General features: G+C 37.3%; 10 protein-coding genes. All 10 read right to left on the bottom strand.

Features of this window, described 5'->3' with window-relative positions; all coding sequences use genetic code 11:
• The 10 genes from CACET_RS06105 to grdD all read right to left on the bottom strand — a co-directional run bounded on the left by CACET_RS06105 (position 1) and on the right by grdD (position 12,630).
• On the bottom strand, positions 1-2,013 hold the full coding sequence (locus CACET_RS06105; RefSeq protein WP_044826397.1) for a sodium-translocating pyrophosphatase: 2,013 nt from the start codon (positions 2,011-2,013) through the stop codon (positions 1-3).
• Between the two features lie 45 nt (positions 2,014-2,058).
• A complete protein-coding gene (gene secG, locus CACET_RS06100) occupies positions 2,059-2,286 on the bottom strand; it encodes a preprotein translocase subunit SecG (protein ID WP_044826396.1) in 228 nt (75 codons plus the stop codon).
• Positions 2,287-2,454: 168 nt separating this feature from the next.
• Positions 2,455-3,747 carry a phosphopyruvate hydratase gene (gene eno / locus CACET_RS06095; RefSeq protein ID WP_044826395.1) on the bottom strand — a complete coding sequence of 431 codons (1,293 nt, stop codon included), beginning with the start codon at positions 3,745-3,747 and terminating at the stop codon, positions 2,455-2,457.
• Positions 3,748-3,774: 27 nt separating this feature from the next.
• Positions 3,775-5,310, bottom strand: coding sequence for a 2,3-bisphosphoglycerate-independent phosphoglycerate mutase (gpmI, locus tag CACET_RS06090; RefSeq protein ID WP_479722652.1), 1,536 nt, complete (start codon positions 5,308-5,310; stop codon positions 3,775-3,777).
• Between the two features lie 47 nt (positions 5,311-5,357).
• Positions 5,358-6,104 carry a triose-phosphate isomerase gene (tpiA, locus tag CACET_RS06085; protein ID WP_044826393.1) on the bottom strand — a complete coding sequence of 249 codons (747 nt, stop codon included), beginning with the start codon at positions 6,102-6,104 and terminating at the stop codon, positions 5,358-5,360.
• Between the two features lie 15 nt (positions 6,105-6,119).
• Positions 6,120-7,319 (bottom strand): phosphoglycerate kinase, encoded by a 1,200-nt coding sequence (locus tag CACET_RS06080; protein WP_044826392.1) that lies wholly within the window; start codon positions 7,317-7,319, stop codon positions 6,120-6,122.
• A 247-nt stretch (positions 7,320-7,566) separates the two neighbouring features.
• Complete coding sequence (locus tag CACET_RS06075; RefSeq protein ID WP_044826391.1) at positions 7,567-8,577, bottom strand: glyceraldehyde-3-phosphate dehydrogenase; 1,011 nt, start codon at positions 8,575-8,577, stop codon at positions 7,567-7,569.
• 102 nt (positions 8,578-8,679) lie between these two features.
• A complete protein-coding gene (locus CACET_RS06070) occupies positions 8,680-9,702 on the bottom strand; it encodes a sugar-binding transcriptional regulator (RefSeq protein WP_044826390.1) in 1,023 nt (340 codons plus the stop codon).
• A gap of 211 nt (positions 9,703-9,913) precedes the next feature.
• Positions 9,914-11,299: an RNA polymerase factor sigma-54 gene (rpoN, locus tag CACET_RS06065; protein ID WP_044826389.1), complete on the bottom strand. Its 1,386-nt coding sequence runs from the start codon at positions 11,297-11,299 to the stop codon at positions 9,914-9,916.
• A 143-nt stretch (positions 11,300-11,442) separates the two neighbouring features.
• On the bottom strand, positions 11,443-12,630 hold the full coding sequence (grdD, locus tag CACET_RS06060) for a glycine/sarcosine/betaine reductase complex component C subunit alpha (protein WP_048407525.1): 1,188 nt from the start codon (positions 12,628-12,630) through the stop codon (positions 11,443-11,445).
• Between the last annotated feature and the right edge of the window lie 7 nt (positions 12,631-12,637).

Raw genomic sequence — 12,637 nt, 5'->3', positions numbered from 1 at the left:
CTACTCAAAGAATTTAAGTAACAGACCACCAAACTGCACAAATAGTGGAGCAAATACAACGGATACGATTGTCATTAACTTAATTAAGATATTGATAGATGGTCCAGATGTATCTTTGAAAGGATCTCCTACAGTATCCCCAACAACTGCTGCTTTATGAGGCTCGCTTCCTTTACCACCGTGGTTACCTTCTTCAATGTACTTTTTAGCATTATCCCATGCACCACCGGCATTTGCCATCATGATAGCTAATAATACCCCAGCCACCAAGGCACCTGCTAATAATCCACCAACTGCTTCAGCACCTAATAAGACTCCAGTTGCAATTGGTGCAACTACTGCTAAAACACCAGGTACAACCATCTCTCTTAATGCTGCTGCTGTACTGATATCTACACAAGTAGCATATTCTGGCTTTGCTTTACCTTCCATGATACCAGGGATTTCTCTGAATTGTCTTCTAACTTCTTCAATCATTTCAAAAGCTGCTTTACCAACCGCCTCCATTGTTAAAGCAGAGAATAAGAAAGGTAGCATACCACCAATCAGCATTCCAGCTATAACACTCGGACTAGTTAAGTTAATAATATCTAATTCAACCGCTGCTGTATATGTAGCAAATAACGCTAACGCTGTTAATGCAGCTGAACCGATAGCAAAACCTTTTCCTATAGCAGCTGTTGTGTTACCTACAGAATCTAATTTGTCTGTAATTTTTCTAACTTCCTTAGGAAGCTCACACATTTCAGCAATACCACCAGCATTATCAGCAATAGGTCCATAAGCATCAACTGCGATGGTCATTCCAGCAGTAGCCAACATACCTACAGCTGCTAGTGCAATACCGTATAACCCAGCCACACCAAAAGCAATTAATATACCTGCTGCAATTAATAAAATTGGCCATGCAGTAGAAAGCATACCTACAGCAAGTCCACTAATAATTGTGGTAGCAGGACCTGTTTCTGATTGTTGAGCAATTTTTTGAACATGTTTGAAATCTCCAGAAGTATAAACTTCTGTAATTTGTCCAATAAGTAAACCTACAATTAAACCTGATACAATAGCTAAAAATCCTGTAATATTTCCTAATAAATATCTACTTAAAAAGAAAGCAACTGCTACAGTAATAACACCACTTACCCATGTACCTGTTTTTAAGGCCTTATGTGGGTCGGCATTTTCATCACCTTTAACAAAAAAAGTTCCTATAATGGAAGCAATAATTCCTACAGCTGATAATAATAATGGAAATAGTGCACCATTGATACCGTACACCAATAGTCCTAGTGCAATCGCTGAAATAATAGAACCTACATAAGATTCGAATAAATCCGCTCCCATACCAGCAACATCACCAACATTGTCCCCAACATTGTCGGCAATAACAGCTGGGTTTCTTGGATCATCTTCAGGAATACCTGCTTCTACCTTACCAACTAAGTCTGCCCCTACGTCAGCAGCCTTTGTGTAGATTCCCCCACCTACACGACCAAATAACGCAATGGATGATGCTCCTAAAGCAAAGCCTGTGATGATTTCAGCAGCTTCTACATTAGATGTCATGTTGGATAAAATAATAAATAATCCCCCTACGCCTAAAAGGCCTAAACCTACAACAGACATCCCCATAACAGCACCGCCAGAAAAAGCAACACTTAAAGCTTTGTTCATTCCACCCTCTTTTGCTGCATTGGCTGTTCTTACATTGGCCTTGGTTGCTACTTGCATTCCAAAGAATCCAGCCAAACCAGAGAACAATGCACCTACAACAAAACAGACAGCTGTCCAAACATTGATACCTACAGCCAGTACCACTGCTAATATAACAGCAAAAATTACTAGCGTTTTATATTCACGTGTTAAAAAAGCCATCGCCCCTTCATGAATATATGAGGATATTTCCTTCATTCTTTCTGTTCCAACCTCTACGCTGTTGATCCTACCTGCAAGTACATAAGCGAAGATTAACGCTATAATACCTACAATTGGTGCTAAAACAAATAAACCCATTTTACGTACTCCTCCTTTTATTCAGTTTTATTAATAAGTAAATAATTACTGTATTGCCACCAATAAAATAGCTACAATAATAAATAGTGCAGCACCAATAGCTGTCACTTTACTTAACATACCTTCATATCCTCTACTCTGTTTTCCCCATAACTGTTCTGCTCCACCTGAAATCGAACCAGAAAGCCCTGCACTTTTGCCAGATTGTAATAATATACTACCAATCAACACAAGGCTGGTAATTAATTGAAGAACCATAAGTACTATTCTCATTTGCTTTTCCACCTCCTATGCTTGTAATTGACATAGATATTGTAACATAGCACCTCTTTAAAATCAACCAAATTCTTTCAATATAAAAGAAATAAGAGGGTATTTCACTCTTATTTCTTTTATTATTATTGGTATTTATTGTATTTTTATACTTGATATGATTTTCATTTACTTCTTTATATTGTAAAATACTTCTTCTCCTAGATACTGTGCAGTATCTCCCAAAATATCTTGAATTCTTAGAAGTTGATTGTATTTCGCTACACGGTCAGTTCTTGCAGGCGCCCCTGTTTTGATTTGACCTGCATTTACAGCAACAGCGATATCTGCAATAGTAGCATCCTCACTTTCCCCTGAACGATGGGAAATAACTGCTGTATAGCCTGCTCGCTTTGCCATTTCGATAGCATCTAATGTTTCTGTAATGGTACCAATTTGATTTAACTTGATTAAAATAGCATTAGCTGTTGAAGACTTGATACCTTTTTTCAATCTTGTTGTATTGGTTACAAACAGGTCATCACCAACAATTTGAATTTTGTCTCCCAATCTTTCTGTCATAAGCTTCCATCCATCCCAATCATCTTCACTCAAACCATCTTCTATAGATATAATTGGATATTTGCCTACTAGTTCTTCATAGAAATCTACCATTTCCTCAGCTGTTTTGGTCACACCTTCTCCAGATAACTTATATACTTTTTCCTTCTCATCATATACTTCTGTAGCAGCTACGTCTAAAGCCAACTTAATCTGCTCTCCTGGCTTATAACCAGCAGCCTCAATAGCTTCAATGATGATTTTTAATGCTGCTTCGTTGGACTCAAGATTTGGAGCGAATCCACCTTCATCACCCACACCAGTAGCTAAACCTTTTTCTTTAAGAACTGCTTTAAGATTGTGATAGATTTCTACACACATTCTCATACCTTCTCCATAGCTTTCAGCACCTACAGGCATAATCATAAACTCTTGAATATCTACATTATTATCAGCATGCGCTCCACCGTTTAAGATATTCATCATTGGTACAGGCAGTTGTTTTGCATTGACTCCGCCTAAGTATTGGAATAAAGGAAGTCCCAGTTCTTCAGCTGCTGCCTTTGCCACTGCCATAGAAACCGCTAAGATCGCATTGGCACCTAATTTTCCTTTGTTTTCTGTTCCATCTAAGTCCATCATAATTTGGTCAATAAGTACTTGGTCTAAGGCATCTGCACCAACTAGTTCTGGTGCAATAATATCATTTACATTTTCTACTGCTTTTAAAACACCTTTGCCTAAAAATCTTTTCTTATCACCGTCTCTTAATTCTACTGCCTCAAAAGCCCCAGTAGACGCTCCTGATGGCACAATAGCACTACCCATTACACCACTTTCTAAATATACTTCTACCTCTACGGTTGGATTACCTCTAGAATCAAGTACTTCTCTTGCATAAACATCACTAATAATTGTCATGTTTTTCTCTCCTTTCAGTGTTGAAGTTTATTTTAATATTAAGGTATTTCCAGTCATTTCTATTGGCTGCTCCAGCCCCATTAATTCTAATAATGTAGGAGCTATATCACATAGTTTGCCATCTTCCCTTAATTTTACACCACCATGGCCGATTAAAATTAATGGAACAGGATTAGTGGTATGCGCCGTAACAGGCGTACCATTCACCTCATCAATTAACTCCTCTGAATTACCATGATCAGAAGTTACAATGGCACTACCGCCTTTTTCTAAGATTTTTTCCACAATTCTTCCTAGACAGTCATCTACCTTTTCTAATGCCTTGATGACAGCCTCCACAATTCCTGTATGTCCTACCATGTCTGGATTAGCATAGTTTAAAACAATCAGATCATATTGATCCTTATCCAGTTCTTTGAGAAGTTCTTCTGTTACCTCTTCTGCACTCATCTCTGGTTTTAAGTCATAGGTAGCTACCTGTGGTGATTGAATAAGTTTTCGATCTTCTCCTGGATTCGCTGTCTCAACCCCACCGTTGAAAAAGTAGGTTACATGGGCATACTTTTCTGTCTCTGCGATTCTTAGCTGCTTTAAGCCCTTTGCACTTACATACTCTCCTAATGTATTGACAAAACTTTGTGGTTTATAGGCAATATTTACATTTTCAATGCTTTTATCATATAAAGTCATTGTCACATAATACAACGAAAAAAAGCCTTTGTCTCTAACAAATCCATCGAAATCTTTATCCATCAAAGCTCTTGTCATTTGTCTTGCTCTATCCGGTCTGAAGTTGAAGAAGATAATACTATCATTTTCTTCAATTGTATCAATCAATCCTTCTGCATCAGGTATCACCGTAGGAAGAACAAATTCATCTGTTTCTTCTAGAGCATAAGCCATTTCTACAGCAGCTACAGGATTCTCAGCCAATCTACCTTTACCAACTGTCAATGCATCATAGGCTAACTTCGTTCTTTCCCATCTTTTATCACGATCCATAGCATAGTATCTACCAGAAATAGTAGCTATTCTTCCTACACCTATTTCCTTCATTTTCTCTACTAGCTCTTCAATAAATCCTTTTGCACTTTGAGGTGGGGTATCCCTACCGTCTAAGAAGCAATGTACATAGACTTTTTCAAGACCTTGTTTTTTTGCCATTTCCAGCAGTGCATAGAGGTGTTCAGTATGACTGTGTACCCCCCCATCAGAAACCAAGCCCATGAGATGCAATTTTTTATCGTTGCGTTTCGCATGGGAAATAGCATCGAGAAGATTTTGATTTTTTAAAAAATCCCCTTCTCTTATTTCCTTGGAAATTCTCGTTAACTCTTGATAAACAATTCTTCCCGCACCAATGTTTAAGTGTCCTACCTCAGAATTTCCCATTTGTCCTTCCGGTAGTCCCACCGCCATGCCGCTGGCTTCGATCTGAGTGTGAGGATAATTGTTGATAAATTTATTAAAATTAGGTAAATTAGCTGACTTGATTGCATTCCCTAAAGTTTTTTCCCTTATGCCGAAGCCGTCTAAAATAATCAGTGCTACGGGTTTTTTCATAATAATCTTCCTTTCATAATCAGTTGCAATACAATGCAGTTAGGAGATTAAAAATTTACAATTGCTAAAAATTCTTCCGCCTTTAAACTAGCTCCTCCTACTAAAGCACCATCTATATCCTCTTGATTCATGATTTCTGTTGCATTAGCAGCTTTCACGCTGCCGCCGTATTGAATCGGTATGATTTCTGAGGTTTCTTCCCCGTATTTTTCCTTCAAAACCTCACGAATATATGAAATTACTGCATTAGCATCCTCAGGAGAAGCTGTTTTTCCTGTGCCTATCGCCCAAATAGGCTCATAAGCCAGCACGATCTTTTCTACTTGGCTTTTTTCAATGTTTTCAAGAGCTTTTAAGGTTTGATTTTTTACAATTTCATAGGTTTTTTCAGACTCTCTTTCCTCCAAAGTTTCTCCTACACATAAAATAGGAATCAAACCCTTCTCTAAAGCCTTCTTCACCTTTTTATTTACCGTTTCATCGGTTTCGTTAAAGTACTGTCTTCTCTCCGAATGTCCAATAATAACATAATCAACACCATGATCCTTTAGCATATCTGCTGATGTTTCTCCTGTATATGCCCCATAATCCTCCCAGTGCATATTTTGTGCTCCTAAAGCTATATTAGAACCTTCTAGTGCTTTTTTTACCTCTCCTAAAACTGTAAAGGGGCAGCAAAGAACCACTTTAACATCTGTTTTTGCTACTTCTCCCTTAAGCTCTTTTACAAGGGCTACTGCATCATCTATGGTATTATGCATTTTCCAGTTGCCAGCTATAATTGGTATTCTCATAGGAAGATCTCCTCTCTATTTGTTTTCTAAAACATCAATCCCAGGTAAAATCTTTCCTTCTAAAAATTCTAAAGAAGCACCCCCACCAGTGGAAATATGGGTCATTTTATCAGCAAAACCTAGTTGTTCTACAGCTGCAGCACTATCTCCACCACCTATGATGGTGGTAGCATTACTTTGGGCTAATGCCTTTGCAACTTCTTTTGTTCCTATGGCAAAAGCTGGCATTTCAAAAACTCCCATTGGACCATTCCAGATTACTGTTTTTGCATTTTTCACTTTATCCCTGAAGAGTGCTATGGTTTTTTCTCCAATATCTAGTCCCATAACATCTTCATCTATGTTATCAATAGTTACCGTCTTGTACTCTGCATCCGCCTTAAACTCCTTTGCCACCACTGTATCCACAGGTAAAAGCAATTCTACATTCTTTTCCTTTGCCTTATTGATAAGGTCAAGAGCTAGCTGTAATTTATCCTCTTCTAAAAGAGACTTTCCTATTTGGTGACCCTGTGCCTTGAAAAAGGTATAGGCCATGCCACCACCAATCAATAGGGTATCTACTTTATCAATTAAGTTTTCAATCACACCAATTTTATCTGAAACTTTTGCTCCACCTAATATGGCTATAAAAGGTCTTTCAGGGTTTTCCAATGCTTTACCCATAAAGTTTAATTCTTTCTCGATAAGGTAACCCATAGCAGATGGTAAAAAATCTGCAACACCAGCAGTAGAGCTGTGGGCACGATGGGCTGTGCCAAAGGCATCGTTCACAAACAGATCTCCTAAAGAAGCTAATTCCTTAGAAAAATCTGCATTATTTTTTTCTTCTTCTTTTCTATAACGAACATTTTGTAGAAGCATTACTTCTCCAGCCTTTAAATTAGCAGCTAGTTCTTTCGTCTTTTCTCCTACAACTACATCGTCGTCAGCAAAAATAACATCCTTGTTGATTAATTCACTGATTCTTGTAGCTACAGGTGCTAAGGAGTATTTAGGATTTGCTTCCCCTTTTGGTCTTCCTAGGTGAGACATTAGGATAACAGCTGCGCCCTGATCCACTAGATACTGAATCGTTGGCAATGCAGCACGAATTCTAATATCATCTGTAATCTTTCCTTCACCATCCATGGGAACATTAAAGTCACATCTTACTAATACTTTCTTTCCTTCAACAGCTAAGTTTTCTACTGTTTTTTTATTAAGCAAGGACATGTATACCCCTCCTGGTTTTTGAATTAAAATTGAGGTTGAGTTAAATATTTATATCATTAGCGTTAACTTAAGCCATAATTTGTCATCCTGAGTGGAGCAAAGTGGAGATGACAGTTCAAGAGAATTTTGGTAGTAATTGTATTAAATTAACGCCTATGATATTAATTAACTACTATACAGGATGTAACACAATAGGTTACATCCTGTATAGGCTTGTCTTTATAATTATCAAGTGCTCTTGAGTTTATTATAAACCTTTGCTTACAATGTAGGAAACAAGGTCTACTACTCTTACAGAGTATCCCCACTCATTGTCATACCATGATACAACCTTCACTAAGGTACCCTCCATTACCATAGTAGATAAACCGTCAATAATAGAAGAGTTTGGATCTTGTCTGTAATCCATAGAAACCAATGGTTCTTCAGAGAACTCTAAAATTCCTTTTAATTCTCCTGCTGCTGCTGCTTTAAATGCTGCATTTACTTCTTCTGCAGTTGTACTCTTATCTAATTCAGCAACTAAATCTACCACTGATACTGTAGGTGTTGGTACTCTCATCGCCATACCGCTTAACTTACCCTTTAGTTGTGGTAATACTAGTGCCACTGCCTCTGCTGCACCTGTTGTAGTTGGTATAATAGATTGACCAGCAGCTCTTGCACGTCTTAAGTCTTCATGAGGTAAGTCAAGAATTTTTTGGTCATTTGTGTAAGCATGAATAGTTGTCATTAGCCCTTTTTTGATGCCAAACTTTTCATCAAGAATTTTAGCAAAAGGAGCTAAACAGTTTGTTGTACAAGAAGCATTTGAAATAATGTGATGGTTAGCTGGATCATATTTTTCTTCGTTTACACCCATTACTATCGTGATATCTTCTTTTTTAGCAGGTGCAGTAATTACTACCTTCTTTGCTCCAGCTGTAATATGTTTTTGTGCTTTGTCTTTACTTCTGAAGATTCCAGTTGCTTCTATTACTATGTCTACCCCTATTTTGCCCCATGGTAGGTTTTCAGGATCTCTTTCAGCGAAGATTTTTATTTCTTTACCGTTTACAACAATAGCATCTTCCTTTGCTTCTATCGTTCCATTAAATTTGCCATATAAACTATCATATCTAAGTAAATGGGCTAAAGTATTAGGATCTGTTAAATCATTGATGGCCACAATCTCCCAATCTCTTTTTTCCTCTAAAGCTGCTTTAAATGCATTTCTCCCAATTCTTCCAAAACCATTAATAGCTACTTTCACACTCATTCTTATTACCTCCTAGATTAATTTTTTCTTATAAAAGTTTATCATATATTAAACTTAATATTTGACTTTTCAAGTTGGATTATTACTATTTCCTGAAGTATTCTAATATTTTTGTAGTATTTCTACAGCCGCTGCCTCATCAGTAACTAAAATCATTGATTTTTTTAGCTTCGAGACGGCTACAATTGCCTCTGCTTTACTTTTTCCTCCTGCAACCCCTATAACGGTAGAGATTTTTTCAAAATCCTTAAAGCTGATACCAATTGTCTGCATTTCATAAATGATTTTTCCTTCTCTTGTAAAGTAGTAACCAAAAGCCTCTGCAACTGCCTTTAAATCCTTCAACTTATCAATGACATCTTTAGGAAGTTCTCTACGTTCTGCCATTCTATCTGCACGCCCAATCCCAAAGACCAACAAGTTTACAGATTTAATAATATTGGTAACTTTTTGAATTTCAGGATCTTTTAGAACGCTCTCTAATGCCTGCTGTCCTAATGTATCGGAAGCGTGCAAAAGTTGATACTGACACTTTAATCTTCTTGCTATCTCAGCAGTGATGGTATTGGCTTGCTTTTCAACTTCTCTGCCTATGCCGCCACGGGCAGGAACTACAATAATATTATTGCATTTGGTAGGCTTGGTTATTCCCTTAGCAACTGCTACCATTGTACCTCCACCAGTAATACCGATGATGCTATTGTCTTTTATATTGTTTTCTATTGCATGGGCAGCAACAATGCCCATATCAGCTGATACATACTGGTTTTCAGTAATATCTCCTGGCACAATATTTACTTGGAAAATCTCTAATTTCTTTTTTAACTTTTCCTCTAGATGCTTGATCCCATGTATTTTATATATGTATTCCTGCAGACTATTTATAATATGCTCCCCATCTAAGGTTAATGACATACCTGCCGCTGTCACTTCAATCAGCCCTTGATTCTTTAAAAGATCTACCTCTGTTCTGATAATTCTCTCTCCGATACCTAGTTTATTGGCTAAGCCTCTGCGTCCTATTGGTTGCATTTCATAAATATTCCTTAAAATGCTATAGCGTTTTTCTAAGATGGTCAAAACTTCCGGTACAATTTTTTTTTGTAAGTCAATAATATTCTGCATAATCATCCTTCTTTCTAATCAGGACTTTTTACGTCCCTCTAAAACTTATTATGTCCCTATGACCATAAAAAAATAACGCCAATTACAGGTAAATTATATAGCATAATGTGGCATTAATCAATCCTTTTTTTAATAATTCCTAGAAGAAATACTAAAAATCAACTGATTGCCCTATACTTCAAGTATAGGGCAATCAGTTGGAGACTCTATTTTATTGGTACCTTTTTCTTTTGGAAGAAGAAGCGATTCGCATATCTTCTCTATATTTTGCAACAGTTCTTCTAGAAATTACAATACCTCTTTCACCTAAAAGCTTGGCAATCTTGTCATCACTCCAAGGCTTGCAAGGATTTTCCGCATCAATGATTTCCCTCATATGGTTTTTGATACTCTCAGCAGAAATCCCATCTCCGTCTGAGCTTCCTACGCCACTGGAAAAGAAATATTTGAGTTCAAATACGCCTATAGGTGTATCTACATATTTTCCATTTGTAGCACGACTTACGGTAGACTCATGAACTTCGATTTCCTCTGCAATTTCCTTCAATGTCAAAGGTCTAAGGTGTTTTTTTCCATGTTCAAAAAAGTTTTTTTGCTTTTTAATAATTACTTCTACTACTTTATAGATTGTCTGCCTTCTTTGCTCAATACTTCTAATCAGCCAAACGGCAGAGTTAAGTTTATCATTTAAAAACTTAGCTGCATCGGTATCCCCACCCTCCGAAGCAATTAGCTTTCTATAGTCTTCTCTAATTGTTAAAGAAGGAAGATTTTTATCATTTAACATGATAATATATTCGTTTCCGATTTTTTTAATAGCCGCGTCTGGAACAATATAGTTATTACTTACAGAAGCAAACTTTCTACCAGGCTTTGGTTCTAGGGTTCTTATCAAGTCACAGATTTCCTGTACTTCCCCTGCATCTACACCCAGTTGTTTTGCAACATAAGGATATTTATTTTGTGCAACTTCTTCTAGGTATTCTTCTACAACCCTATAAACATTTTTATTGGTTATACCTAATTGCCGCAACTGAATTAACAAACACTCTTTTAAGTTTCTTGCAGCTACCCCTGGTGGGTCAAAAGTCTGTATAATTGCCAGTATATTTTCTACAGGATCTATCTCTTGGTTTAACTCCTTAGCAATTTCTTCGACAGTTCCGATCAAATAACCATTGTCATTTAAATTATCTATAATGTATTCACCAATTTCTTTATATCTATAGTCTAGAACTGCAATATTATACTGGAATAAAAGATGTTCTTGAAGCGTTGTATTTGAAGAAACAATATTTTCATAATTAAACTGATTATCTTCATTATAACTAGGTTTACTATATTCATAATTGTTAAAATCTTCCAAATATTCTTTCCAGTTGATTTTTTCTTCCATTTGTCTTTCTCTTTCAACTGTGTAGCTATCTTCTTTCAATGGAGGGGTAATTTCTAAAACGGGATTCACTTCAACCTGATGTTGAATATATTGATCTAGTTCAAAGGTTGCTAATTGAAGAATCTTTATGGCTTGTTTAAGCTGAGGTGTCATGATTAGTTTTTGAGACTGCTCTAGATGTAAATTATACCCCATCTTCATGATATCCACCCTTTCATTTAAGTCTATAGTCTCATTATATCACTAAAGGGTGATAAAATCAAAGGTATATATATAAACTTGGCATAAAATTTGCATAAAAAAAGCCTCAGAATCATCTGAGACTTTTTTCAAAGATATACCTACTAACAGTCACTTTTTTCCTTTGCCACAAAGCCCGTTTCCTGAAGCAGTGCTATTGCATCATTTACCTTTGCTTCATTTACCATTAAGATGGGTCCTGTACAGCCCATACCGCTTTCTGCATAAATCCCTTTTTTCCATAGGGCCTTTACTGCGTCTTCTAGGTCCATAATATCAATTCCTGATATGGAACCTGTTACGACTTCTTTTGGTGGTGCTGTTACTTCTTCCTCTGTTTCTTTTGCTTTTTTGTTGTCTTTTGTTAGGCTTTTTAATATTTCATCAAGCTTTGCCTTCTTGGCTGCTTGGAATTCTTCTTTGGCTACTTCTTTTAGGTTGCCCTTTACTAGTTCTGCTGCATATTGAAGGGCATTGGCGACTACTGGTACGCCGGAGGCTCTTGATAGGATCAGGATGGTTCTTTCTTGTCCTTCTCCTATTCCTGGACCATAACCATAGCCGATGGATTCGTAGTCTCCTCCTGTTGTAAAGGCGGAGAATACTTTCATTAATACGTTACCGCTTAGGGTGTCTTGTACCATGATGTCTGGTGTTCCTGCTAATAGGTCGTTACCTCTCATGATACAGCCTCCGTCACTTCGCATGGATTCTGTCAGGTTGATGGCATAACCGTTGGATTTTAGTTCTTTTAGGGCTTTTTCTACTTGTCTTGCTCCGTCTACGTTTAGAATTCCTACGGTTGGGTTTTTAATGCCGTTTGCCTTTGCTGCTATGATGCCGTAAAGGGCATTTTTTACCATGGCTTCTGTTCTATGGGGTGAGGATGTACCGGTGGTGGTGGCGATAAACATTTCTTTGCCTTTTCCGGGTGTAATCACCTTGCCTACTGTGGATACGCCTATAGGGAAGTTGTAGTGCATGGTTACGCAGCCGTCTATTTCGCCACTGTCCAGTAGTTCTTCCATTTTTTTGTGGGCTTCTTCTTCTGTGTTGGCTTCGTATTGTACTAGATGGCTTTCTACTTTAGGGCCTATTAAAACTATTTGATAGCCTGTTGAGGATTTTGCTGCCATTTGGGCTGCTTTTACTAGGTTTTCTACCCCATGTTCACTGCCTAAAGTGGTTAAGCCTACTCTGATTTTTTTTCCAAATTCGCCGGTTTCTATGGCATCGGCTATGTTGTTGAATACTTTGCCGATCATTTGTTTTACTGCTTTGTTTTCTGACATTGTATTC

This window comes from Clostridium aceticum (assembly GCF_001042715.1).
GTDB lineage: Bacteria > Bacillota > Clostridia > Peptostreptococcales > Natronincolaceae > Andreesenella > Andreesenella acetica.
This window is presented reverse-complemented; position numbering and strand designations above follow the sequence as displayed.